Source organism: Lysobacter sp. Root983, assembly GCF_001429345.1.
GTDB lineage: Bacteria > Pseudomonadota > Gammaproteobacteria > Xanthomonadales > Xanthomonadaceae > Lysobacter.
The window spans coordinates 202,321-226,205 of sequence record NZ_LMJO01000017.1 but is presented as its reverse complement, the minus strand read 5'-3'; the positions used below and the strand labels follow the sequence as shown (position 1 = coordinate 226,205).

Below are 23,885 nucleotides of genomic sequence, written 5' to 3'. Positions count from 1 at the left end.
TATGTCGTCTCCGATAGTACGCCTGCTTCTGTGGATGTCGCTTCCGGGTTTTTGCCTGGCCGGCGACGCCGGCGCGCGCAGCCTGAACGCGAAGATCGGCCGGATCGAGACCGCCGTCGCAAGTTTGCGCGAGGTGCAGGTGTCGCTGGACTGGCCGGCACAGGCGACGCAGGGCGAGCTGCGCCTGCGCGCGGCCAGCGTGGTCGCGCCCGACCTGGGCTACCGATTCGCCGACGTGAGCTGGCGCTGCCCCTTGCAGCGCGACGGTCGCGGCGGCTGGCGTTGCGAGGGCGAGCTGCGCTCCGGGCGCGCCGCGCCCTTGCGGCTGGCGCTGGACTTGGGCGTGGCGGTCACCAACGCGCGTCTGTCGCGCGGCGCGGCGGTGGTCGCGCTGCACCGCAATGCGGCCGCGCCCGACGCGACCCGGATCGATCTGACCCGGGTGCCGCTGGCCTGGACCCAGGCCCTGGCCGCGCAGGCCTGGCCGGAGGCGCGTTTCAAGGGCGGCGAGCTCGACGCCCGCCTCACCGTCACCGCCGCCGAGCGCCAACCGCTGCGCGTGGCCGGCCCGATCAGCCTGCGCGGCGGCGCCTTCGATACGCCCGACGGCACGATCGCGGCCGAGCACCTGGGCGCCGAACTCGCCCTGGACGCGCGCTTCGGCGAACTCACCCGTTTCGACCTGGACGGCCGCCTGCGCGGCGGCGAATTGCTGTTCGGCAACGCCTACCTGTCGTTGCAGCAACGCGATGTCGCCGTGGAGCTGACCGCGCAGCGCCAGGGCGCGCAGGGTTGGCAGCTGCCGCGCCTGCTGTGGCGCGACGAAGGCGTGCTCAGCGCCGAAGGCCGCGCGGCGCTCACGCCCGACGCCGGCCTGGACGCGCTGGAACTGGATCTGCGCAGCGCGAACCTGACGCCCCTGCGCGACGGCTATCTCACCGGCTTCCTGGGCCTGGCCGGCCTGGGCCAGTTGCAGCTGCGCGGCGCCATGCAGGCGCGCGTGCGCGTGGCCGGCGGCGAGCTGCATGCGGCCGACGCCAGCCTGCAGGACGCCGCCATCGACGATCCGCAGGGCCGCTTCCGTTTCGACGGCCTGGCCGGCAACCTGCGCTACTCGGCCGACGCGCCGGTCGCCAGCGCGCTGAGCTGGAGCGGCGGCGCGCTGTACGGCCTGGACTTCGGCCCCGCGCAGCTGCCGTTCACCAGCGGCGCGGGCGAATTGCGCCTGCAACGCACGGTGAGCTTCCCCATGCTGGGCGGGCAGGTGAGTTTCGACGGCCTGCGCCTGCGTCCGCCGGCGGGAGAACACGGGCTCGACATCCGCTTCGGCCTGGGCCTGGACCGGCTCGACATCGGCCGCATCGCCAAGGCCGTGGACGGCCCGGCCTTCAGCGGCGAGCTCAGCGGGCGCATCCCGCAGGCGCACTACGCCAACGACCGCCTGGATTTCGACGGCGGCCTGACCATGCAGCTGTTCGGCGGCAGCGTGAGCGTGTCCTCGCTGGCGATGGAGCGTCCGTTCGGCGTCGCGCCCACGCTCTCGGCCGACATCGCGCTGGACGATCTGGACCTGGAATCGCTGACCGGCGTGCTCGGTTTCGGCAGCATCACCGGCAAGCTCGACGGCCGCATCGACGCCCTGCGCCTGGTCGACTGGCAGCCGGTCGCGTTCGACGCCCACCTGCGCACCGAGCGTAAGCGCGGCGTCCGCCAGCGCATCAGCCAGCGCGCGGTCCAGGACCTGTCCAGCGTGGGCGACGCCTCCTTCGTCGGCAGCCTGCAGGGCATGCTGATCGGCTTCTTCGACGACTTCGGCTACGCGCGCCTGGGCATCTCCTGCCGGCTCGCCGACGAGGTCTGCCATATGGACGGATTGGGCCCGGCCAGTAAGGATTCAGGCGACAAGGCCTTTATTATCGTCCAAGGCGCGGGACTGCCGCGGCTGGACGTGGTCGGCATCAACCGCCGGGTCGACTGGCCGACCTTGCTGGAACGGCTGGAAGCCGTCGGCAAGGGCGACGTCAAACCCGTCGTCGAATAATCCCGTCGTAGAACATTCTTCAGAAGGAAACGAACATGCGCCGTTGGATGGGTTTGCCGGTCGCCGCCGTGATGCTCACGGCCTGCGTCACGATCAACGTGTACTTCCCGGCCGCCGAGGCCAAGGAAGCGGCCAAGGAGTTCGTCGAAAAGGTGATCGGCGACGACACCCAGCCGGCCACCACGCCGGCTCCGGCGCCCAAGCCGGGCGGGCAGAGCGCCTCGCTGGGCCCGCGCATCGACTGGCTGTCGCTGGTCGGCATCGGCAGCGCCTATGCGCAGTCCTCGCCGGACATCACCATCAAGACGCCGGCGATCCAGGCCATCCAGGCGCGCATGAAGGGCCGTTTCGACGGTCAGCTGCGCGCGCACTTCGATTCCGGCGCGCTCGGCTTCGGCAACGACGGCAGCATCGACGTGCGCGACGCGGCCAAGATTCCGCTGGCCGAGCGGGTCGGCGTGAACCAGGCGGTGGCCGACCAGAACCGCGACTCTGCCGCGGTCTACCGCGAGGTCGCGGTGGCCAACGGCCATCCGGAATGGGAGCCGCAGATCCGCAAGGTGTTCGCGCGCCAGTGGACCGACAGCGCCCGCGCCGGCTGGTGGTACCAGGACGCCGGCGGCGGCTGGAAGCAGAAGTAATCGGGGCTGGAATTCGGGGTTCGGCACTCGAGGTCTCGGTTCAAACCTCCTACGGATCGCTTGCCGCTGCGTTGCCGCCTGAACCGAATCCCGAATCTCGAATCCCTAATCCCGGCCTTTCTGCGACAATGCGCGGCCTTTGATTCCTGCCAGCAGCTGTGGCCCGCATCGATCAAACTCCCTTCGAGGCCGCCATCGGCGGCCTCACCCATGATGGCCGCGGCGTCGCCCGGCGCCCGGACGGCAAAGCGGTCTTCATCGCCGGCGCCTTGCCCGGCGAACGCGTGATGGCCAAGCAGACCGCGCGCTCGCGCAGCTACGACGAAGGGGTCACGCTGGAGGTGCTGGAAGCCTCGGCCGATCGCGTGGTGCCGCGCTGCCAGCATTTCGGCACCTGCGGCGGCTGCGCCCTGCAGCACATGGCCGAGGATCGGCAGATCCTGGCCAAGCAGAACGTGCTGTTGGAAAACCTGGAGCGCATCGGCCACGTCACGCCCGAGCGGGTCCTGCCCGCGCTCACCGATTCGGCTTGGGGCTATCGCCGCAAGGGCCGGTTCTCGGTGCGTCGGGTCGAGAAGAAGGACAAGACCCTGGTCGGCTTCCGCGAGACCGATCCGCGTTTCGTCGCCGACATCGTGCGCTGCGAGACCGTGATCCCCGAGATCGGCGACAAGATCGCCGCGCTCGCGGCGCTGGTCGATGGACTGCAGGCGCGCCGCGAGATTCCGCAGATCGAGTTCATCGCCGGCGACGCCATGCTCGACGACGGCGACAACGCGCACGGCGGCGTGGCGCTGACCTTCCGTCATCTGGCGCCGCTGTCGGACTCCGACCGCGAGGCCATCGTCGCGTTCGCGCGCGAGCATCGGTTCGCGGTATTCCTGCAACCCGGCGGCGTCGACAGCGTGCATCCGCTATGGCCGGCCGAGCCGCGTCTGGCGTTCTCGCTGCCGCAGTGGAATCTGGAGCTGGCGTTCCGCCCGCTCGACTTCATCCAGGTCAACGCCGGACTCAATGGCCGCATGATTCAGCATGCGCTGGACCTGCTGGCGCCGCAGCCGGACGACCGGGTGCTGGATCTGTTCGCGGGCCTGGGCAATTTCACCCTGCCGCTGGCGCGCCAGGTACGCGAGGTGGTGGGCGTGGAAGGCGAGGCGGGCTTGGTCAAGCGCGCACGTGAGAACGCCGAGCGCAACGGACTGACCAATGCGCAGTTCTATGCCGCCGATCTGGGCAAGGATCTCAGCGGCGAAGCCTGGATGCGCGAGGGCTTCGACCGCCTGCTGCTGGATCCGCCGCGCTCGGGCGCGGACTTCGTGCTGACCCAACTGCCCTTGAAGCAGTTCAAGCGCATCGTCTACGTGAGCTGCCATCCGGCTTCGCTGGCGCGCGACGCCGGCTATCTCGTGCGCGAGAAGGGCTGGAAGCTGCGCGCGGCCGGGGTGATGGACATGTTTCCGCACACCGCGCATGTGGAGTCGATCGCGCTGTTCGAGCCCTGATGCTTAGGCGGCGGCTGACGCTGCCTTGTCCGCAAAAAAGAACCCGGCCTAGGCCGGGTTCTTCCGTATCGCTAACGCGCTGGGTTGCTGTTGCGGTTCAGAACCCGCTGACGTCCAAACGCCCGCCGGTGACCGTCTTCCCGCTCAGCGACGGCGTGGGCACGGCCGCGTTCATGATCGCGGCCTTGATCTGCTGCGCCGTCGAGCCGGGATGGCGCGAGGCGTAGAGCGCGGCGGCGCCGGTGACGTGCGGGGTCGCCATCGAGGTGCCGTTGTAGCTGGCGTAGCCCGACACCAGCTTGCCCTTCGAGCTGACCGGCACCGTCGACGGAATCGCGTAGCCGGGCGCGCCGATGTCGACCGTGGTGACGCCGTAGTTGTAGACCAGGGCGCCGGTGTTGCGCAGCGCCGCCACCGACAGGATGTTGCTGTTCGGATACGCGGCCGGGTAGCACGCGCCGGAGGTGTTGCCCTCGCAGTTCACGCTGTCGTTGCCGGCGGCCACCACGAACAGGATGTCGGCCTGACCGGCGCGGTCGATCGCATCGCTGAGCGATTGCGAGAACGGACCGCCGCCCCAGGAGTTGTTGGTGGCGACGATGTTGAGGCCATGGCGGGTCTTGAGGTCGTTGAAGTAGTCGATCGCGCGCACGGCATCGGCGGTGCTGCCGCTGCGGCGGCCGAGGAACTTGGCGCTGATCAGCTTGACGCCGCTCCAGCACACGCCGGCCACGCCCTTGCCGTTGCCGCCGACGCCGGCGATGGTGCCGGAGACGTGGGTGCCGTGATCGTCGCTGGCGCCGCCGGAGTTGATGTCGTTGGTATCGCCGTTGAAATCCCAGCCGTGCACGTCGTCGACGAAACCGTTGCCGTCGTTGTCGATGCCGTCGGCGGCGTCGTAGGGATTGGTCCAGATGTTGGCGGCCAGATCCTCGTGCTGCCAATAGATGCCTTCGTCGATCACGCCGACGATCACGTTGCCGCATGCGGTCGAGCCGGTGTTCCAGGCTTCCGAGGCCTGCGAGCCGTACTGGTTGTTGGGGCTGCCGACGTCGCCGTACATGCCCCACAAGGTGCCGTTGGTGTAATACGTATCGTTGGAGAACGCATCGTGGTGCAGGAGCCAGTTCGGCTCGGCGTATTCGACGTCCGGGTCGTTGCTGAGCGCGCTCACGGCGGCGGCGAGGTCGACGTTGGCCGGCAGTCTGAGCAGCGACAGCTCGCCGCGCCCGCCCTTGCCGGGGCGCACGGTCTGCACCTTCTGCGCGCCGAGGCCGCGCTGTACCGCATCGCTCGCGCCGGCATTGGCGCCGTCGCGGTACTTCACCAGCAATTCGCCGCTCGCGTGCGCGCGACCTTCCTTCAAACCTTTCAGCGCCAGATCGGGCCGTCCGCCCGCTTGCGCGACGAAGGATGTTCCCAGTGCCATGGCTACTGCGCCTGCGATCAAACCGACGCGGATACGCTTGTTCATAAGGCTAAAGACCCCCGGTAAGACCGCCCAGGCAGTGGGCGGCTGCGGGCGAATGTAGCGGGAAAATCCGAGGATGCTTGCTGCATCGCAGCGCGTAATGCCGCGGCAAGCTGGGATTGCTGCCAAGTAGGCACATTAAGAGTGCCATTGAGGATCAAAATCGCTCTTATGTGCGGCTATTCATAAAAATTCTGGCCAGGTCCGGGCTGCCGCGATCGCGTCTGGACGGGGCTAAGGGCGCGGAAGTGTCGCGGGTGAGCTTTTAGACCCTGGCTTCTTCATTTGCGGGGCGAAATCGTGCGTTTACGAGCCGCAGATTCGTGCACGGCTGAACGCAAGCGGGTTCTTGCTCCTGGCTCCCTCCTTTGGAAAAGGGTGAAGCCGTGCGGCTTACGAACCGCAGGTTCGTGCACGGCTGAGCGCCGGCAGGCTGCGCCTGCTGGCCGGGCGGGTTGGGAAGGATTTGCTGTTGCTTTGCTTTCGTAGGCCCGTCACGGAAGTCAACGGCTTCCGCCTGCTGCGCATGCGGGTCACGTTCTCCCGCTCCTAGCTCCCTCCTTTGTAAAAGGAGGGTTGGGGAGGATTTGCTCTTGCTTTGCTTTCGTCTTTCCAGACCGAAGGTCAACGGCTTCCGCCTGCTGCGCATGCGGGTCACTTTCTCTTGCTAGCCCAAGAGTCCGTCTGGATTCCCTTCGGTCAAAAGTAACCAAAGAGAAGGGCTAGCGTGACCAACCCTCCCCTGCGAGTTCGAGGCTTTCGCCGGGATTTTTCGAATGGACATCCNCACTTTCTCTTGCTAGCCCAAGAGTCCGTCTGGATTCCCTTCGGTCAAAAGTAACCAAAGAGAAGGGCTAGCGTGACCAACCCTCCCCTGCGAGTTCGGGGCTTTCGCCGGGATTTTTCGAATGGACATCCTTGTCCATTCGAAAAACGGCGCGCGTCCTGCGCGCCGCCCTTCGGGTCTACAGTTGGTCGTGTGAGTGCGGGGCTTTTGGATTCCAATGCAATGGCAATGGCAATGGCAATGGCCGATTGGGGCGACGGTTGGGCCGATTGACGGTATCGTTGCGCGGTCTGATTTGAACAAGACGGCTGTGCGGTCATGGCCGGCGCTACGGGGATGCATGGGTATCGAAATCGAACGCAAATTCCTGGTCTCGGGTGACGGCTGGCGCGACGCGGCGCGTGAAATCGTGCCGATGGCGCAGGGGTATCTCAACGATCTGGCGATCCTCGACAGCGGTGCGATGAAGGCGTCGGTGCGGGTGCGCATCGCGGGCGATGCGGCGTATCTGAACTTGAAGTCGCGCGAGCTGGGTCATACCCGGCAGGAGTTCGATTACCCGATTCCGGTCGCCGACGCGCGCGCGCTGATGGCGCTGTGCACCGGCGGCACGATCGACAAGCGTCGCCACTACGTCGAGCACCAGGGCCACCTGTGGGAGGTCGACGAGTTCCTGGGCGACAACGCCGGGCTGGTGGTGGCCGAACTGGAGCTCCAGCACGCCGATGAGGCCTATGCTCGCCCGGACTGGCTGGGCCGCGAGGTGACCGACGCGGCGCGCTACTACAACCTGGCCCTGGCCGCGCGCCCCTACGCCGACTGGAGCGCCGACGAGCGCTCCGGCCAGGCGCCCTGAGTTTGGCCTCCCGCTTTGGACAGGGGAGGGCGTGTGTTTAGGAACCGCAGGTTCGTGCGCGATTGAACGCCGGCGGGCTGTCCGCTGGCCGGGTGGGTTCAGAGCGACGCTCTCCAGGCGCGAAGCCGGATCCAGCCATCGTTGCCATTTCGTGAAACGCCCCGAAATCGCCGCCGCCGCGCCCGCAGGGGCCCCGGGCTACGCCTGTAGCGGCTTCTGCGAGACAATGGCCCCGCGCAGTCAGCGCAGCCATACCCGCTAGGAGTCCCCGCATGCTCGTGATCGGCGTCGCCGGTACCGAACTCACCGCGCAAGAGCGCGACTGGTTGCAGCACGATGCCTGCGCCGGCGTGATCCTGTTCACCCGCAACTTCGCGTCCAAGGCGCAGGTCGCCGAACTGTCGGCCGCGATCCGCGAGGCCGCGCCGCGTCCGCAGCTGATCTGCGTGGACCAGGAAGGCGGGCGCGTGCAGCGCTTCCGCGAGGGCTACAGCGCGCTGCCGGCGCTGGAAGGGTTCGGCCGCCGCTACGCGAGCGATCCCGCCGCCGCGCTCAAGCTGGCCGAGGAACACGCCTGGCTGATGGCGCAGGAAGTGCAGGCCAGCGGGGTCGACCTCAGCTTCGCGCCGGTGGTCGATCTGGGGCGCGGCAATCGCGCCATCGGCGATCGCGCCTTCGACGCCGATCCGCGGATCGTCGCCGAGTTCACCCGCGCCTACGTGCGCGGCATGCATGCGGCCGGCATGGCCGCGACGCTCAAGCATTTCCCGGGCCATGGCTCGGTGCTCGAGGACACCCATTTCGACAACGCCGTCGATCGCCGCAGCCTGGACGAGATGCGCGCGACCGATCTGATTCCGTTCGTCGCCGGCATCGAGGCCAAGGCCGATGCGGTGATGATGGCGCACGTGGTCTATCCGGAGATCGCGCCGGAACCGGCCGGCTATTCGCCGCGCTGGATCGAGGAGATCCTGCGCAAGGACATGGGCTTCCGCGGCGTGGTCTTCAGCGACGACATCGGCATGGCCGCCGCGTTCTCGGTCGGCGGCGTCAAGGCGCGCATCGACGCGCACCTGGACGCGGGCTGCGACGTGGTGCTGGTCTGCCATCCGAACCTGGTCGACGAATCCTTGGCCGCGGTCGCCGGCCGCAAGCTCAACACCATGGCGCTGACCGGCCTGATCGGCCGCGGCGCGATGGGTTGGGACGGCCTGATCGCCGATCAGCGCTACGGCGACAGCCGCGGTCGCGTCGAGGGCCTGGCCTGATGAGCGCAAAAACCGGCAACGGCGCCGATCTGGCCGCGGCGCTGCGCAACGCCGATCTGCTGTTCGACCGCAAAACCCTGGAGCAGGCGATCGCGCGCATGGCCGACGGCATCCGCGCCGACTACGCCGGCGAGCGGCCGGTCTATCTGACCGTGATGCATGGCGGCCTGCCGTTCGCGGCGCAGTTGGCGATGGAACTGGGCGAGCGCGGCCTGGATCTGGAATTCGACTACCTGCACGCCACTCGTTATCGCGGCGCGACCTCAGGCGGCGAGCTGGTCTGGAAGCATCGTCCGGCGACCGCGCTGAGCGGGCGTCGCGTGCTGCTGGCCGACGACATCCTCGACGAGGGCCACACCCTGCATGCGATCCGCGAATGGTGTCGCGAGCAGGGCGCGAGCGAAGTGCGCATCGCCGCGCTCGCGGTCAAGGCCCACGATCGCTGCGTGCCGGGCATCTGCGCGGATTACGTCGGCATCGAAGTGCCGGACCGTTACGTGTTCGGTTACGGCATGGACTACCACGAGCAGGGCCGCAACCTGCCCGCGATCTACGCATTGAAGGACTGAGATGGGCGAGGCAAGCATCGATCTGGCCGTCATCGGCGGCACCGGCCTGTACAAGCTGGCCGAGCTGGCGGACGTGGAAACCCATCAGCCGCTCACGCGCTACGGCGCGCCGTCCGGTCCGATCCGGATCGGCACGCTGGGCGGGCGTCGGGTCGCGTTCCTGGCCCGCCACGGCGAAGGCCATTCGCTGCCTCCGCACGCGATCAACTACCGCGCCAATCTCGCCGCCCTGCAGGCGCTGGGCGCGCAGCGCGTGCTGGCGCTCAACACCGTCGGCGGCATCACCGAACGTTTCGGCCCGCGCGTGCTGGCCTGTCCGGATCAGCTGATCGACTACACCTGGGGACGCATATCGACCCTGTGCGAAGTTGATGCCGAAGGCCGCGGCGGCGGCGAAGTGCTGCACGTGGATTTCGGCGAGCCGTATACGCGTGGCCTGCGCCAGGCGGTGATCGCGGCCGCGCGCGAGGCCGGCGTGGCGATGGTCGACGAAGGATGTTACGGCGCCACCCAGGGGCCGCGTCTGGAGACGCGCGCCGAGATCGCGCGCATGCGGCGCGACGGCTGCGATCTGGTCGGCATGACCGGCATGCCCGAGGCCGGACTGGCGCGCGAGCTGGGCCTGGATTACGCCTGCCTGGCCATCGTCGCCAACTGGGCCGCCGGCGCGGGGCCCGATCCGGACGAAATAATCACGCTGCAGGACGTGCTCGATCATGTCGCCGCGGCGACCGCCGAACTGCCGAAATTGCTGGCGACACTGCTGGCAAAGTGATCTGCATCGCAATTTTTCTGACGCTCAGCGTCAGTCGGCCGTTGCGTCGCAGTTTCCTGCGTCGCGACATCCGTATTCGTCCGCCAGATGCTTGTCATCATCCTGTTCAGTTTGCATATACTCGCGATGCGTCTCGGTCGCCCCGACGCGATGGCGCACGACAAACGCATCCAGCATGAGGTCAATAAGGATATGCAGTACGGCACCGTGAAATGGTTCAACGACGCCAAGGGCTTCGGCTTCATCTCGCCCGAAGACGGCAGCGCCGATGTATTCGTCCACTTCTCCGCCATCGTTGCGAAGGGATTTCGCAGCCTGCAGGAAGGCCAGCGCGTCAGCTACCAGCTGACCCAAGGACCGAAGGGCGCGCAGGCGTCCGAAGTGACGCCCGCGGCGTGATCGATTTGCTGGGTCGACGCTTGCGGATGCGCTGCTCGCAGCCGCGATCCGGCCCGGTCTGTGTTCCAGGCCCCGCTACGGCGGGGCTTTTTTCTTGGCGCCATGCGCTTAGGAGTCGCGCATGAGTACCCCGTTGCGCATCGGCATCGTCGGCTACGGCAGCGGCGGCCAAGCCGCCGCCTTGCTGCTCAGTCGCGACGGCCACGATGTCGAAGTGTTCGAGCGCGCACCGGTGCTCGGCCCGGTAGGCGCGGGCTTCCTGCTCCAGCCCACTGGATTGGGCGTGCTGTGGGAACTGGGCTTGCTCGACGCCGCGCTGCGCTACGGCGCGCGCGTGCGACGTCTGTACGGCGAGACCGTGGCCGGGCGCGCGGTGATGGACATGCGCTATCGCGAATTGCACCCGCGCTATTTCGGCCTGGGACTGCAGCGCGGCGCGCTGTTCGCCCTGCTGGACCAGGCCTGGGACGAGGGCCGGCGCGTGCACTGCGGCCGCGACATCGTCGCCCTCGATCACCCGCGCGGCCTGCTGCGCGACGCCGATGGCGACGAGCACGGGCCCTACGACCTGATCGTCGTCGCCAACGGCGCGGCCTCGTTGCTGCGCGCGGGCGTGGCGGCGCCCGCGCTGGACCGGCCTTATCCCTGGGGCGCGCAATGGTGTCTGGTCGAGCGCGGCGATTGGGCCTGGCAGGACGAACTGCGCCAACGCTATGTCGGCGCGCGCCGCATGATAGGCATGCTGCCGGTCGGCAGCCGGCCCGGCGACGCCAGCGAACGCCTGAGCTTCTTCTGGAGCTTGCCGGTCGCGGCCTTGGACAGCGACGCGGTCCGGGACGAGAGCGCCTGGCGCGGCGCGGTCGCGGCGGTGTGGCCGGAAGCGGCCGCGCGCCTGCGCGACACCGCCGTGCCGCAGGGACTGGCGCAGGCGCGCTACCGCGACGCGGTCGCGCGGCGCTGGCATCGCGATCGCGCGGTGTTGCTAGGCGACGCCGCGCACGCCATGAGCCCGCAACTGGGGCAGGGCGTGAACATGGCGCTGCTGGATGCGCTGGCGCTGCGCGACGCGCTGCGCACGCAACCCGACATTCCGCACGCTCTGGCGCACTACCAGAGTCAGCGCCGCAAGCACGTAGGCGTCTATCACTTCTGGAGTCGCTGGCTCACGCCGCTGTTCCAGTCCGATTACGACCGCATCGCCGCGCTGCGCGACCGGGTGTTCCATCCGATGTCGCGGGTGCCGGGCGGGCGCGGGCAGATGCTGCGCGTGCTCACCGGCCTGCGCAGCGGCTGGTTCGGCGCGCTGCCGTTGGCGCCGACCTTCCTGGAGGCGCTGGAGCAGCGCATGGGCGAGCAGCCCTGAGCGAGCGCGGCGGTCGCGATCGGCGCGCCGGACGCTCTAGAATCGAAGCTCGCGCCGTTCGCAGGGAGTCGACGATGTCCGAGCTGCCGCCGTTCGCGACCCACCGGGTCGAGAATCAACCGCCGCCGTTCGCGCCGCGCGATCTGTGGCGCGACGACGCGGCCTTGCGCGACGCGGTCGCGCGCGAGGGCGGCGGCGACCACGTCGCCCGGCTCTCGGCGTATGCGGCCCTGGCCGGCGACGCGCTGTATGCGCTCAGCTTCGACGCCCACCGCGATCGCCCGCGTCTGCGCAGCCACGACCGCTATGGCCAGCGCATCGACCTGGTCGAGTTTCATCCCAACTATCACGCCCTGATGCAGGCCGCGATCGAGCACGGCGTGGCCGGCTACTCCTGGCATCACGGCGGCGCCGGCGCGCATGTGGCGCGCGCCGCGCTCAGTTACCTGCACCATCAGGTCGAACCGGGCACGAGTTGTCCGCTGACCATGACCCACGCGGCGTTGCCGGTGCTGCGCTATGCGCCCGCGCTGGCGGAGTGGGCGCGCAAGGCCGCCGCGCCGCATTACGACGGTCGCGACCTGCCGATGGGCGACAAGGCCGGCGTGACCCTGGGCATGGGCATGACCGAGAAACAAGGCGGCTCGGACGTGCGTGCGAACCAGACCGTGGCCACGCCGCTGTCCGGCGACGAGTACCGCCTGGTCGGGCACAAGTGGTTCTTCTCGGCGCCGATGTCCGATGGGTTCCTGGTGCTGGCGCAGGCGCCGGCCGGGCTGAGCTGTTTCCTGCTGCCGCGCTGGCGCCCCGACGGCAGTCGCAACGCGCTGCGCCTGATGCGGCTCAAGGACAAGCTGGGCGACTGGTCCAATGCCTCGTCCGAAGTCGAGTTCGAGGGCGCCTGGGCCCAGCGCATCGGCGACGAGGGCCGCGGCGTGGCGACCATCATCGAGATGGTGATGCTGACCCGTCTGGATTGCATGCTGGGCTCGGCCGCCGAGATGCGCATGGCGTTGGCGCAGGCGCTGCATCATGCGCGCCATCGGCAGACGTTCGGAAAGCATCTGGTCGAGCACGCGCTGATGCGCAACGTGCTGGCCGACCTGGCGATCGAGGCCGAGGCGGCGTTGCAGTTCTCGTTGCGGGTCGCGCGCGCGGTCGATCGTGCGTCGCTGGATGCCGGGGAGGCCGCGTACGCGCGCATCGCTACGGCGGTGGGCAAGTACTGGATCTGCAAGCGCGCCCCGGCCTTCGTCAACGAGGCCCAGGAGTGCCTGGGCGGCGCCGGTTACGTCGAGGAGTCGCTGCTGCCGCGGCTGTACCGGCAGGCGCCGCTGAATTCGATTTGGGAGGGCAGCGGCAACATCCAATGCCTGGACGTGCTGCGCGCGCTGGCGCGCGAGCCGGAGGCGGGACATGCGGTGCTCAACGAGTTGCGCGGCCACCTCGGTGCCGACGCGGCGCTGGATGCGCGCATCGCCGAACTCGAACCGGTGCTGGACGGCCGCGTGCGCATCGAGGAAGGTCAGGCACGGCACTGGGTCGAGCGCCTCGCGCTGGCGATGCAAGCCGGCGTGCTATTGGACGCGCGCAGCCCCTGCGCCGAAGCCTTCTGCCGCAGCCGACTGGGCGGCGCGCACGGCCTGGCTTTCGGCACCCTGCCGGGCGATGTCGACTACGCGGCGATCCTGCAGCGGGCGCTGCCGGAATGAACCTGCCGCTGCGGACGTCGTTGTGGCTTGCGTTGTTGGCGATAGCGGGTTGCGCCCAGGACGACGACCGCACGGTGCCGGTTGCGCGTACGGGCGCGACGCGCCGGTCCTGCTGCCGTCCGCGCAGCGCGCCGACCGCATCGTGATCGACAAGTCCGAGCGCCGCATGGATCTGCTGCGCGAGGGCCGGGTGATCGGCCGGTACCGCATCGACCTGGGCGACGCGCCACAGGGTCACAAGCAGCGGCGAGGCGACGAGCGTACCCCCGAGGGCGAGTACCGCATCAGCGATCGCAATCCCAACAGCGCCTTCCACCTGTCGTTGCGGGTGTCGTATCCGAACGAGCGCGATCGTCGGTGGGCGCGCGAGCAGGGCGTGGACCCCGGCGGCGACATCATGATCCACGGGGGCAGCGCGCGCTGGTGGCGCGAAGACTGGACCGACGGCTGCGCTGCGGTCAGCGATGGCGAGATCGAGGAAATCTGGCGTCGAGTACCGACGGGCACGCCGATCCGCATCCAGCCATGAACGCGATTTCGAGCCGATAGTGCCTGCAAACGCAGCAATCGGCGCTATCGAAATGCGGTCGTATCACGCACAAAGTGCCGAGCGCGTGTAGCAGCGCAAGTATCGGTTGCGTTCGTCGCTGCGCCCGCATGACGCGCGCGATTTTCGCTCGTGTTTTCCGGCATCCGCATCGATCGCATCCGACGATGTGCGCTATCGCATGCGCATATCCATTCCTGTGATCCGCTTCCAACTTTTATGCGGACCGAGTCGATGCGCGCGGCTTGTTGCGCCGTTCGCGGCTCTGTTGTCGTGGACGCGCCTGCCAACGAATCGTACCTAACGAGCATTCGACGGCAGACGGCCGATGCGACGCGCCGCGTCGCTTCGATCCACCGATCCGAACGGATCGTCCACGCTACGAGCAATCGCTCGTCAAATGAGGAAGTCGTCATGAAGGGATCCAAGATAGGTCGTTCATTGTTGTCGTTGGTCGTCGCTTCCGCCGCGCTATCGGGCCACGCCATGGCCGCCGAGGAGCTCGATCCAGGCCTGAAGCTGGCCATGCAACGCGACCTGGGCGTGGCGCCGCATCAGCTGGCGCAGCACCAGAAAGCCGAGCGCCTGGCTGAGGGTCAGGCTCAGGCGATGGAGTGGAAACTCGGCTCCGGCTTCGCGGGAAGCTGGATCGAGCGTCGCGCGGACGGCAGCTTCGCCGCGGTCGCCGCGACCTCCGGCGCGGGCAAGGTGCTTGCCGCGCCCGGCGTCGAAGTGCGTCGCGTGCGTCACAGCCTGAGCGCCCTGCGTTCGGCGTTGTCCTCGCTGGACGCCAGCGCGCAGCGTCGCATCCCGGGCATCAGCAAGCCGATGACCGGCGTGCATTCCTGGTACGTGGACCCGACCACCAATTCGGTCGTGGTGAGCGCCGCACCGGACGCGCTCGACCAGGCGATCGATTTCGTCGCAGCCAGCGGCGCCGACGCCTCGACGGTGCGGGTTGTGCAATCCGCGACCGTGCCGCGACTGGCCGCGACCATCCGCGGTGGCATCGAGTATCAGATGCCGACCTCGGGCGGCACCTTCCTGTGCTCGGTGGGCTTCCCGGTGACGCGCGGTAGCGTCAAGGGCTTCGCGACCGCAGGCCATTGCGGTGGGCAGGGCCAGACGGTGCGGATCGGCGGCGTCACCGTGGGTTCGTTCACGCAGTCGCATTTTCCGGGCAACGACCGCGCCTGGGTGACGGTCGGCAACAGCCATACCTTGGTGGGTCAGGTCACCAACTATGCCGGCGGCTACGTCTCGGTGCGCGGCAGCACCGAAGCCGCGATCGGCGCTGCGGTGTGCCGCTCCGGTCGTACCACTCAATATCGCTGCGGCACGATCACGGCCAAGAACGTCACCGTGAACTACCAAATGGACGACGGCTCGATCCTGACCGTGCGCGGCCTGAGCCAGGGCAATGCGTGCGTGGGGCGCGGCGATTCCGGCGGCTCCTGGATCACCACCGCCGGTCAAGGCCAGGGCGTGAGCTCGGGTGGCGAGCTTGCGGACGACGGCACCGACAGCAATTGCAACATTTCGGCTTCGCAGCGGGTCAGCTGGTTCGAGCGTTTGAATCCGATCCTGAGCCAGTACGGCCTGACTCTCGTGACGCAGTAAGCGCCCAGTAGCGCAAGCGACCACGAACGCTCCCGCCCGTGGAGCGTTCGCGGTCGCGATGTTTCTTCGAACGCTTTAGCTGCTCCGGTCGCGCCCGCATGAGCCGCCCGATTGGTTGGGATATTCCGCCCGCAGCGTCGTTGCCGTGCGACTCGGCTGGGTCGGTTGGCGTACGTCCTTACGCGCGTCTATCCGTCGTGACGCGACCTTCACCGCGATGAACGTCGCGCGGGAGCGTTGCGGTCTTGTGATTCGATTCAAGCTTCCGCTGTGATCCCGGCCTGTGCATGCCGATTGCCGTGGGCGCGCGGCTTTGCTTCCTTGAGCAGGCCTGTTCTCTCGTCGTGGCACGGAACGCGCCCGAGTTCAGGCCGCCGCCGATACGCGGCGCCGCGGCCCACCCCGGGCCGTCCCCGAGCGCATACGCTCACTCAAGGAGAAACTCGCCATGCAAGGTACCAACGTACGTCGCTGCCTGCTCTCGCTCGCCATCGCCAGCGCGGCATTCAGTGCCATCGCCGCAGACCCGACCGATCCGGTCCTGAAGTCGGTTCTGCAGCGCGACCTGGGCGTGATGCCGGCGCAGTGGTCGCAATACCTGAAGACCGAGCGCATCGCCGAACAGCAGGCTGCCCTCGCGCAACGCCGCTTCGGCGCGGGCTATGCCGGCAGTTGGATCGAACAAAAGAGCGACGGCTCGTTCGCCTTCGTCGTCGCCACCGCAGGCGCGGACGCCTCGCCGGTGGCCGGCGCCGAAGTGCGGCGCGTGCGCTACAGCCTGGGACGGCTGCAGTCGGCGATGGACCGGCTCGACGGCGGCGCACAACAGCGCGTGTTGGGAATCAGCAAGCTCTACGGCGGCGTGCATTCGTGGTACGTCGATCCGCAGAGCAACTCGGTGGTGATCGCGGTGGCGCCAGGCGCGACCGACGAGGCGGTGGACCTGGTCGCGGCCAGCGGCGCCGACGCCGATGTCGTGCGGTTCGTCGAATCGGTGGGCGAACCGCGTCTGACCGCGACCATTCGCGGCGGCATCGAATACACCATCAACAACCAGTACCTGTGCTCGGTCGGTTTCTCGGTCACGCGCGGCGCGACCAAGGGCTTCGTCACCGCCGGCCATTGCGGTTCGGCGGGCGCGACGGTGCGGGTGGGCGGCGCGGTGGTGGGCTCGTTCGCGCAATCCAACTTTCCGGGCACGGATCGCGCCTGGGTCCAGGTCGGCTCCACGCATACACTGCAGCCGCTGGTCAGCAACTACGCCGGCGGCAACGTGATCGTGCGCGGCAGCACCGAGGCGGCGACCGGCGCGGCGGTCTGCCGGTCGGGCCGCACCACCGGCTATCGCTGCGGCACCATCACCGCCAAGAACGTCACCGTGAATTACGCCGAGGGCACGGTGCGCGGCCTGACGCGCTCCAACGCCTGCATCGGCGGCGGCGACTCGGGCGGCTCCTGGATCACCACGGCCGGGCAGGCCCAGGGCGTGAGTTCGGGCGGGCAGATTCCGCAGGGCAGCACCAACAACTGCGGCGTGGCGCAGGCGCAGCGGGTGACGTTCTTCGAGCGCCTGACGCCGATCCTCAGCCAGTACGGCTTGACCCTGCTGACGCAGTAAGCGTTCGTCAGCGCAACCGACCCGGACGCTCCCGCCCAGGGAGCGTCCGCGGTCGTTCGGCGGCTTGCGCCGAGTGATCGCAGTCGCATAACGCGATTTCGATGGCGGCGCGCATCTTATGCTTTGGTCGTAGGCGTGGGATCGCGCTGCGCACACAAGCGCCAATGAAGTGTGCGGATCTCCTGCCGTTCGCCGGCCCGATATCTCACCGTTTGCGTAGCCAAAGCGTGTGCGTGATGCGTTCAGCGCCGCGCAGACGCAGGCTCGTGTCCGAGAGTTAAGCGCGCTGTAGCGCGCGTTTCGTTGCTCGCGACGGATTCCATCGCGGCATGTCCGCGCCGCGAGCGCGCATTGCGCCATCGCGCCCGAGGCGCGGTCGAGGCCGCGCGTCCAGGCACATTCCTGCCGTCTTGCGGGACCCGCACGCGATTGCTTCTCTGTTTTCGTCGCGGCGCCCAAGAGCGCGCGACGGCCGGCACTCGCATCTTCGTGGGTGCGCAGCGGTGCTCTCTTCCTCTCGCCTGGAGTACTCCGTATGCCCGTTATCTCCGCCAAAACCCGAAACCTGCCCCTGCGCGCGATCGCATGCGCCGGCCTGACCCTGCTGGCCAGCGGTGGCGCGGTGGCCGCCGACGAATTGTCCAGCGAAGTGAAGAATGCGATGCGGCGCGATCTGGGGCTGAGTTCCCAGCAGCTGGGCCAGTATCTGAAGTTCGAACGCGCTGCCGCCACCGAAGAAGCCGCGGCCAAGCGCGCCCTGGGCGCCAGCTATGCCGGCAGTTGGCTGGAGCGCGGTGCCGATGGTTCGTTCCGTCAGGTGGTGGCGACCTCCGGCAGCGGCAAGGCCCTGGCCGGCCGCAAGGGCATCGAGCTGCGTCGCGTGCGCCACAGCCTGTCGCATCTGAACGACACGATGGCGTCGCTGGACCGCGGCGCGAAGTCGCGCATTCCCGGCATCAGCAAATCCCTGGACGGTGTGCATGCCTGGTACGTCGATCAAACGACCAACACCGTGGTGGTCGAGTTGGCGCCCGGCGCGACCGACGCCGCGGTCGACTTCGTGGCCGCCAGTTCGGCGGACGCCGGCGCGGTGCGCTTCGAGACCAGCCAGGGCGAGCAACAGGCGATGGCGGCGATCATGGTCGCCGGCGGCTTCGAATACACCTATCCCGTCGGTCAGTACACCTCGTACTGTTCGGTGGGCTTCATGGTCATGCAGAACGAGCACAAGGGCTACGCTACGGCCGGACATTGCGGCAAAGCGGGCCAACAGGTCTGGATTGCCGGCAATCTGACCGGGCATTTCGTGTTGTCCGATTTCCCGAAAAGCGACAAGGCCTGGGTCACGGTATACCCGGAGCATACGATCGCGCCTTGGGTGGTGGACTACAACCACAACAACTTCATCACGGTGAAGGGATCGGTTCCGGCGCCGGTCGGTGCGGTGGTCTGCCGTTCCGGCAGAACCACCGGGACCCGCTGCGGCACGATTACGGCCATCAACGTCACCACGCAAGCCAATACCAGCGCGGGCGTGGTCACCTGGAGCGGCATGACCCGCACCAATGCCTGCGGCGGCAAGGGCGATTCGGGCGGCTCGTTCTTCACCCCGGCCGGACAGGCCCAGGGCGTGACCTCGACCGCGAATCTGTTGGGGCCGGAGCCCTTCGCCCACAACTGCATGCATTCGCAGAACAAGGTTCAGACCCATTTCACGCCGATCAACCCGATCCTCAGCACCTACAGCCTGACCTTGGTGACCGGCTAATCGCCATCGCAAGCACGGCCCGGAGCTCCCGTCACGACGGGAGCTCCGGGTTTTAGGTCTGCTTGCGTGCATGCGATGACGCCAGCGCATGGCGGTACCGACCTCTTTGCTTGGGCGGCCATCGTGGCCCGCGCAGGCGCTCTTGCGCGCCGACAGTAGCGTTGCTCGCGACGTTGGATGCCTGCATGTAGGTCGCTGTCCACATTCCAGTTGCCGTCGCTGTCGATGACGGTCGCGGCAGCAGCTGCGCCGAGTGCAAGGCGTGTGCCTTTGAGTCATGGCGGATTGCCAAATAGTCCGTGCAAAAGTCATGCGCCCTGTGTGCCGCATTTTTTCGGGTATCGAAACGGGTGCGAATATTTTCACGCGCGCACGCAGATCTCGATGTCGTTCCTGTGATTGCAGTCCTGTTTTCGGCGGTTCGCGCTCTTGCGATCGGCTTGTACGGACTGTCGTGCAGTTGATCTTCTAAAAGCGTCCGCAATCGCGATGTCGATTTCGACGCAGTCGGTTCCATCCCGACGGTCATGGCGGTGCTGACGATGAGATTCAGCAATCCCACCGGTTTTCGCACATTCGAGTAACGGCCATTTATCAGGAGGAAATCGCCATGCAAGCCTCTTCCGTTCGCTGATCGCCACCGCCGGGCACGGTCAATGCATGAGTGCGAAGGCGATATGCCGAATCGGCAGAACGACCAGTGCGAGGTCGTGCAAGCGCAGCACGCGAGCTGTTTTTGACGTCGCGATCCTGTCCCCGGTCATGACGGCTCGACTTTGTTCACGCAGTTCGTTCGCGCGAAGCGTTCCCGTCTCTCGTGGGAAAGCTCCGCCGCGTCACCAGGCAATGCCCGCCACGTTCGTGTTTACCCATCGTGGTGGTTCCGACGATGTCAATTCCCCCGAGCGGAAACGCTCAACGCATCAGGAGTTCTCCATGAAGCATTCCAAATCCAAGCGTTCGCTGCTGCCGCTGGTCGTGGCCGTCGCGGCCATTTCTTGCGGTAGCGCCATGGCCGCTGACGAAGTGTCGCCGGTGCTGAAGGCGGCGATGCAGCGTGATATGGGCGTCAATGCCCAGCAGATGTCGCAATACCTGAAAACCGAGCGGGTATCGCAATCGCAGGCGGCGTTGGCCCAGCGCCAGCTCGGCGCCGGCTATGCCGGTAGCTGGATCGAGCGTAAAGCCGACGGCAGTTTCGTTTTTGTCGCCGCCACCGCCGGCGCCAAGGCGCTGGCGGTGCCGGGCGTGGAATTGCGCCGCGTGCGCTACAGCCTGAGCCGGCTGCAGTCGTCGATGAGCCAGCTCGACAGCAGCGCCCAGCGCCGCGTATTGGGCATCAGTAAGCTCTACTCCGGCGTGCACTCGTGGCATGTGGACCCCACGAGCAACAGCGTGGTGGTGACGTTCTCCCCCGGCGCCAGCGAGGAAGCGATCGACCTGGTCGCGGCCAGCGGCGCCGATGTCGCGACCGTGCGCTTCGTCGAATCGGCGGACAAGCCCAGCCTGGTCGCCACCATCCGCGGCGGCATGCTGTATGGGTTCAGCCCCGGCGCCACCCTCGGCTGCTCGGTCGGCATCCCGGCCAGGCGTAGCGGCATTGCGGGCTACGCGACCGCCGGGCATTGCGGTTCGGTCGGTACCCGCGTGTATGTGGGCAATTCGACGTTGGGATCGTTCACGCACTCGAACTTCCCCGGCACCGATCGTGCGTACGTCCAGGTCAGCACCGCCCATACCGTGTTGCCCGAAATCACCGACCACAACGGCGGCGTAGTGCCCGTGCGGGGCAGCGTCGAGGCGGCGATCGGTGCGGCGGTCTGCCGCTCGGGCTATCGCACCGGGTACCGCTGCGGCTCCATTACCGGCAAGAATGTCACCGTGAACTACCAGGAAGGCACGGTGAGGGGCCTGACCCAGTCCAGTGCCTGCGCCGGTAAAGGCGATTCCGGCGGCGCTTGGATCACCCCGGCCGGTCAGGCGCAGGGTGTGACCTCGGGCGGTAACGTGGGCGCGGACGGGACCAACTGTTCGCTGCCTACGTCGCAAGTCAGGATGTACTTCGATAGGCTCAACCCGATCCTCAGCCAGTACGGGCTGACGCTGATGACGCGGTAAGCGTCGGCCAGGGGAACGCCTCGCTCCGGCGGGGCGTTCTCCTCGCGGCTCAGGTTACGGTCACGGGTCGATGCCGTTCAGCACCAGCGCACGGCGCTTGCGACTGAGCTTGCCCAGCGCTTCCTGGTACGACCACTCCACCAGCTCGCGCAGGTAGTCGGCCGGCACGCTGCGCACGTCGACGATGGTGATCCAGCGGAAGCGGCCCATCCAGCGTGCGGGCTTGATCCCGGGCACGCCGGTCAGCTCCAGGAAGCGATCGGGCGTGACCTTGATGCTGAAGCGCCAGCGCTCGGGTTCGCTGGTCTTGAAATAGGCGAAGGTCTTGTCGCCGACCGCGTAGGTGAGGATGTTGGACGGGTGGCCGTGCAGGGTGGACACGGCGCCGGGGAACTTCGCGCAGAACTTCTTCAGCTGGGTCGTGTCCATGCCGGCGCGCGTCCTCGGGCTCAGTCCAGGAACTGCAGCTTCGCCAGTTCCGCGTACAGACCGTCCTGAGCCAGCAATTGCTCGTGGCTGCCCTCGGCGACGATGCGGCCGCGGTCCATGACCACGATGCGGTCGGCCTTGAGCACGGTGGCCAGGCGATGCGCGATCACCAGGGTGGTGCGGCCTTCCATCAGGGTTTCCAGCGCCTGCTGCACAGCGCGTTCGCTCTGCGCATCCAGCGCGCTGGTGGCCTCGTCCAGCAGCAGGATGGGCGCGTCCTTGAGCAGGGCGCGCGCGATCGCGATGCGCTGCTGCTGGCCGCCGGACAGGCGCGCGCCGCGCTCGCCCAGTTCGGTGTCCAGGCGCTCGGGCAGGGCGTCGATGAAGTCGGCGGCGTGGGCGGCGCGCACCGCGGCTTCGACCGCGGCATCGTCGGCTTCCAGGCGGCCGTAGCGGATGTTGTCGCGCGCCGTGGCGGCGAAGATGGTCGGTTGCTGCGGCACCAGGGCGATGGTTTCGCGCAGCGCCGACGGGTCCAGCCGGCGCGCGTCGATGCCGTCGACGCGGACCGCGCCGGACTGCGGATCATGGAAGCGCAGCAGCAGCGAGAACACCGTGCTCTTGCCGGCGCCCGAGGGGCCGACCAGGGCCACGGTTTCGCCTGGACGCACGCGCAGGGTGAAGTCGTCCAGCGCCGGCAAGTCCGGGCGCATCGGGTAGTGGAAGGTGACGTCGTCGAACGCGATCTCGCCGCGTACCGGTTGCGGCAGCGCCTCCGGCTGCGCGGGCGCTTCGATCGCGCTGTCCTCGTTGAGCAGTTCGCTGATCCGGCCCATGCCGCCTGCCGCGCGCTGCAGATCGTTCCAGACCTCGGCCAGGGCGCCGACCGAACCGCCCGCGATCAGGGCGTAGAGGATGAACTGGCCCAGGGTGCCGGCGGTCATGTGGCCGCGCGCGACTTCGTGCGCGCCCGACCACAGCACCAGGGTGATCGCGCCGAAGATCAGGGTGATCGCCACCGCGGTGACCAGCGACTGGATGCCGATGCGCTTACGCGCGGTCGCCACCGCGATCTTGAGCGCGGCGTCGAAACGGCCGCGTTCGTAGGGTTCGCGCGCGTGCGCCTGCACGGTGCGCACCGCGCCCAGGGTTTCGCTGGCGAGGGTGTTGGCGTCGGCGACGCGGTCCTGGCTGGCGCGCGAGATCTTCTGCAGGCGGCGGCTGCCGATCACGATCGGCAGCACCGCCAGCGGAATGCCCAGCATCGCGTAGGCCGCCAGACGCGGTTCGGTGATGAACAGCATGGTGATGCTGCCGATCACCGTGATCGAGCTGCGCAGCGCCACCGACATGCTGGAGCCGACCACGCTGCGCAGCAGTTCGGCGTCGGCGGTCAGGCGCGAGACCAGCTCGCCGCTGCGGCTGCGGTCGTGGAAGCCGGCGTCCAGGCCGATCAGGTGCGTATACAACTGCTGGCGCAGATCGGCGACCACGCGTTCGCCCAGCAGCGAGACGAAGAAGAAGCGCGCGGCGGTGGCCAGGGCCAGCGCGACTGCGACACCGAACAGCAGCACGAAGGCCTGATCGATCGCGCCGCCGCCCTGGGTGAAGGCCTGGTCGATCATGGTCTTGAACGCCGGCGGCAGGCTCAGCGTGGCGGTGCTGGACGCGGCCAGGGCGACCAGCCAGGCGATGAACAGCCCCAGGTGCCGGCGCACGAACGGCCACAGGGTGCGCAGGCTGCCGATGGGCGCCTTGGCGGCAGCGGTCGGAGCCGGCGGTGTGTCGGCGGTGTCGGTCATGGGGTATCGGCGTCTTCGGCGCGCAGGCGTACCCGATCACGAGTGGCGTCGCGCAGCTGCGCTTTCAAGGCGTCGAGGCGGTTTTCGGGCAGGCGGATGCGCATGCGGGCGCCCGTGGCGTCGAAATCCTCGTCCAGCTTGTCGGCGCCGTGGGCGGCCAGGGCCGCGTGCACGGCGCCGGTGTCCTCGAATGCGTAGCTCAGGCTCGCGTTGCGCAGCACGATCAGTTCGCGCCGCTCGGCCCGGCGCAGGCACTCGGCCGCGCAGCCGCCGTAGGCGCGCACCAGGCCGCCGGCGCCGAGCTTGATGCCGCCGTACCAGCGCGTGACCACGGCCACCACTCGGTCGTAGCCCTGGCCCTCGATCGCGGCCAGGATCGGCCGGCCGGCGGTACCGGCCGGTTCGCCGTCGTCGTTGAAGCGGTACTGGGCGCCGATCCGGTACGCCCAGCAGTTGTGGGTGGCGGCGGGATCGGCGACGCGGGCGAGGAAGGCCAGCGCGGCCTCCGGCGTGTCCACCGGCGCGGCCAGGGCCAGGAAGCGGCTGTGCTTGACCTCGATTTCGTGCGAGACCTCGGCCGCCAGCGTGGCCGCGCTCAA

The 23,885-nt window shown here is 68.1% G+C and carries 19 protein-coding genes; 15 read left to right on the top strand and 4 right to left on the bottom strand.

Going from position 1 to position 23,885, the window contains the following annotated elements:
* Position 1: 1 nt before the first annotated feature.
* From ASE43_RS16730 to rlmD, 3 genes are all read left to right on the top strand, one after another.
* The gene (locus tag ASE43_RS16730; RefSeq protein WP_157500025.1) at positions 2–2,041 is read left to right on the top strand and encodes a hypothetical protein; all 2,040 of its coding nucleotides are present in this window, start codon (positions 2–4) and stop codon (positions 2,039–2,041) included.
* A 35-nt stretch (positions 2,042–2,076) separates the two neighbouring features.
* Positions 2,077–2,682 carry a YdbL family protein gene (locus tag ASE43_RS16725; protein WP_056173498.1) on the top strand — a complete coding sequence of 202 codons (606 nt, stop codon included), beginning with the start codon at positions 2,077–2,079 and terminating at the stop codon, positions 2,680–2,682.
* Positions 2,683–2,828: 146 nt separating this feature from the next.
* On the top strand, positions 2,829–4,184 hold the full coding sequence (gene rlmD / locus ASE43_RS16720; RefSeq protein WP_057161276.1) for a 23S rRNA (uracil(1939)-C(5))-methyltransferase RlmD: 1,356 nt from the start codon (positions 2,829–2,831) through the stop codon (positions 4,182–4,184).
* Between the two features lie 97 nt (positions 4,185–4,281).
* Here the strand turns inward: rlmD and ASE43_RS16715 are convergent, their stop codons facing one another.
* On the bottom strand, positions 4,282–5,613 hold the full coding sequence (locus ASE43_RS16715; RefSeq protein WP_235568786.1) for a S8 family serine peptidase: 1,332 nt from the start codon (positions 5,611–5,613) through the stop codon (positions 4,282–4,284).
* Between the two features lie 1,169 nt (positions 5,614–6,782).
* Between ASE43_RS16715 and ASE43_RS16710 the strand changes: the two genes are divergently transcribed.
* The 12 genes from ASE43_RS16710 (at position 6,783) to ASE43_RS16655 (ending at position 21,055) form a co-directional block, all read left to right on the top strand.
* Positions 6,783–7,298, top strand: coding sequence for a CYTH domain-containing protein (locus tag ASE43_RS16710; RefSeq protein ID WP_057161274.1), 516 nt, complete (start codon positions 6,783–6,785; stop codon positions 7,296–7,298).
* Between the two features lie 272 nt (positions 7,299–7,570).
* Positions 7,571–8,566, top strand: a complete 996-nt coding sequence (nagZ, locus tag ASE43_RS16705) for a beta-N-acetylhexosaminidase (RefSeq protein WP_056173508.1) — start codon at positions 7,571–7,573, stop codon at positions 8,564–8,566.
* Positions 8,566–9,135 carry a hypoxanthine-guanine phosphoribosyltransferase gene (locus ASE43_RS16700; protein WP_056173511.1) on the top strand — a complete coding sequence of 190 codons (570 nt, stop codon included), beginning with the start codon at positions 8,566–8,568 and terminating at the stop codon, positions 9,133–9,135. The genes nagZ and ASE43_RS16700 overlap by 1 nt, the downstream gene beginning before the upstream one ends.
* Before the next feature lies 1 nt (position 9,136).
* Positions 9,137–9,910 carry an S-methyl-5'-thioinosine phosphorylase gene (locus tag ASE43_RS16695; RefSeq protein ID WP_057161273.1) on the top strand — a complete coding sequence of 258 codons (774 nt, stop codon included), beginning with the start codon at positions 9,137–9,139 and terminating at the stop codon, positions 9,908–9,910.
* Positions 9,911–10,102: 192 nt separating this feature from the next.
* Positions 10,103–10,309, top strand: coding sequence for a cold-shock protein (locus ASE43_RS16690; protein ID WP_056176409.1), 207 nt, complete (start codon positions 10,103–10,105; stop codon positions 10,307–10,309).
* A 121-nt stretch (positions 10,310–10,430) separates the two neighbouring features.
* Entirely contained in the window at positions 10,431–11,672 is a 1,242-nt protein-coding gene (locus ASE43_RS16685) for an NAD(P)/FAD-dependent oxidoreductase (RefSeq protein ID WP_057161272.1), read from the top strand.
* Between the two features lie 74 nt (positions 11,673–11,746).
* Entirely contained in the window at positions 11,747–13,384 is a 1,638-nt protein-coding gene (locus tag ASE43_RS16680; protein ID WP_157500023.1) for an acyl-CoA dehydrogenase family protein, read from the top strand.
* Between the two features lie 109 nt (positions 13,385–13,493).
* Entirely contained in the window at positions 13,494–13,913 is a 420-nt protein-coding gene (locus tag ASE43_RS22700) for a L,D-transpeptidase family protein (protein ID WP_057161511.1), read from the top strand.
* A 432-nt stretch (positions 13,914–14,345) separates the two neighbouring features.
* Positions 14,346–15,551 carry a S1 family peptidase gene (locus ASE43_RS16670; RefSeq protein ID WP_162258806.1) on the top strand — a complete coding sequence of 402 codons (1,206 nt, stop codon included), beginning with the start codon at positions 14,346–14,348 and terminating at the stop codon, positions 15,549–15,551.
* Positions 15,552–15,999: 448 nt separating this feature from the next.
* The gene (locus ASE43_RS16665) at positions 16,000–17,169 is read left to right on the top strand and encodes a S1 family peptidase (protein ID WP_057161270.1); all 1,170 of its coding nucleotides are present in this window, start codon (positions 16,000–16,002) and stop codon (positions 17,167–17,169) included.
* Between the two features lie 535 nt (positions 17,170–17,704).
* Positions 17,705–18,937 (top strand): S1 family peptidase, encoded by a 1,233-nt coding sequence (locus tag ASE43_RS16660; RefSeq protein WP_057161269.1) that lies wholly within the window; start codon positions 17,705–17,707, stop codon positions 18,935–18,937.
* A gap of 936 nt (positions 18,938–19,873) precedes the next feature.
* Positions 19,874–21,055, top strand: coding sequence for a S1 family peptidase (locus ASE43_RS16655; protein ID WP_057161268.1), 1,182 nt, complete (start codon positions 19,874–19,876; stop codon positions 21,053–21,055).
* Positions 21,056–21,115: 60 nt separating this feature from the next.
* Here ASE43_RS16655 and ASE43_RS16650 read toward each other — a convergent pair whose 3' ends face one another.
* The 3 genes from ASE43_RS16650 to ASE43_RS16640 are packed head-to-tail and all read right to left on the bottom strand — an operon-like array spanning position 21,116 to position 23,885.
* Entirely contained in the window at positions 21,116–21,484 is a 369-nt protein-coding gene (locus ASE43_RS16650) for an MmcQ/YjbR family DNA-binding protein (RefSeq protein WP_057161267.1), read from the bottom strand.
* Positions 21,485–21,504: 20 nt separating this feature from the next.
* Positions 21,505–23,286 (bottom strand): ABC transporter transmembrane domain-containing protein, encoded by a 1,782-nt coding sequence (locus tag ASE43_RS16645; RefSeq protein ID WP_057161266.1) that lies wholly within the window; start codon positions 23,284–23,286, stop codon positions 21,505–21,507.
* A complete protein-coding gene (locus ASE43_RS16640; RefSeq protein ID WP_056173537.1) occupies positions 23,283–23,885 on the bottom strand; it encodes a YigZ family protein in 603 nt (200 codons plus the stop codon). Before ASE43_RS16640 ends, ASE43_RS16645 begins: the two co-directional genes overlap by 4 nt.

Excerpts from the sequence above, each read along its gene's own strand:
- ASE43_RS16670 (WP_162258806.1), top strand. The coding sequence starts at position 14,346 with ATGAAGGGATCCAAGATAGGTCGTTCATTGTTGTCGTTGGTCGTCGCT.
- ASE43_RS16700 (WP_056173511.1), top strand. The coding sequence starts at position 8,566 with ATGAGCGCAAAAACCGGCAACGGCGCCGATCTGGCCGCGGCGCTGCGC.
- ASE43_RS16710 (WP_057161274.1), top strand. The coding sequence starts at position 6,783 with ATGGGTATCGAAATCGAACGCAAATTCCTGGTCTCGGGTGACGGCTGG.
- ASE43_RS16645 (WP_057161266.1), bottom strand. The coding sequence starts at position 23,286 with ATGACCGACACCGCCGACACACCGCCGGCTCCGACCGCTGCCGCCAAG.
- ASE43_RS16725 (WP_056173498.1), top strand. The coding sequence starts at position 2,077 with ATGCGCCGTTGGATGGGTTTGCCGGTCGCCGCCGTGATGCTCACGGCC.
- ASE43_RS16715 (WP_235568786.1), bottom strand. The coding sequence starts at position 5,613 with ATGGCACTGGGAACATCCTTCGTCGCGCAAGCGGGCGGACGGCCCGAT.
- ASE43_RS16685 (WP_057161272.1), top strand. The coding sequence starts at position 10,431 with ATGAGTACCCCGTTGCGCATCGGCATCGTCGGCTACGGCAGCGGCGGC.
- ASE43_RS16690 (WP_056176409.1), top strand. The coding sequence starts at position 10,103 with ATGCAGTACGGCACCGTGAAATGGTTCAACGACGCCAAGGGCTTCGGC.
- nagZ (WP_056173508.1), top strand. The coding sequence starts at position 7,571 with ATGCTCGTGATCGGCGTCGCCGGTACCGAACTCACCGCGCAAGAGCGC.
- ASE43_RS16730 (WP_157500025.1), top strand. The coding sequence starts at position 2 with ATGTCGTCTCCGATAGTACGCCTGCTTCTGTGGATGTCGCTTCCGGGT.
- ASE43_RS16655 (WP_057161268.1), top strand. The coding sequence starts at position 19,874 with ATGAAGCATTCCAAATCCAAGCGTTCGCTGCTGCCGCTGGTCGTGGCC.
- ASE43_RS16650 (WP_057161267.1), bottom strand. The coding sequence starts at position 21,484 with ATGGACACGACCCAGCTGAAGAAGTTCTGCGCGAAGTTCCCCGGCGCC.
- ASE43_RS16665 (WP_057161270.1), top strand. The coding sequence starts at position 16,000 with ATGCAAGGTACCAACGTACGTCGCTGCCTGCTCTCGCTCGCCATCGCC.
- ASE43_RS16660 (WP_057161269.1), top strand. The coding sequence starts at position 17,705 with ATGCCCGTTATCTCCGCCAAAACCCGAAACCTGCCCCTGCGCGCGATC.
- ASE43_RS16680 (WP_157500023.1), top strand. The coding sequence starts at position 11,747 with ATGTCCGAGCTGCCGCCGTTCGCGACCCACCGGGTCGAGAATCAACCG.
- ASE43_RS16695 (WP_057161273.1), top strand. The coding sequence starts at position 9,137 with ATGGGCGAGGCAAGCATCGATCTGGCCGTCATCGGCGGCACCGGCCTG.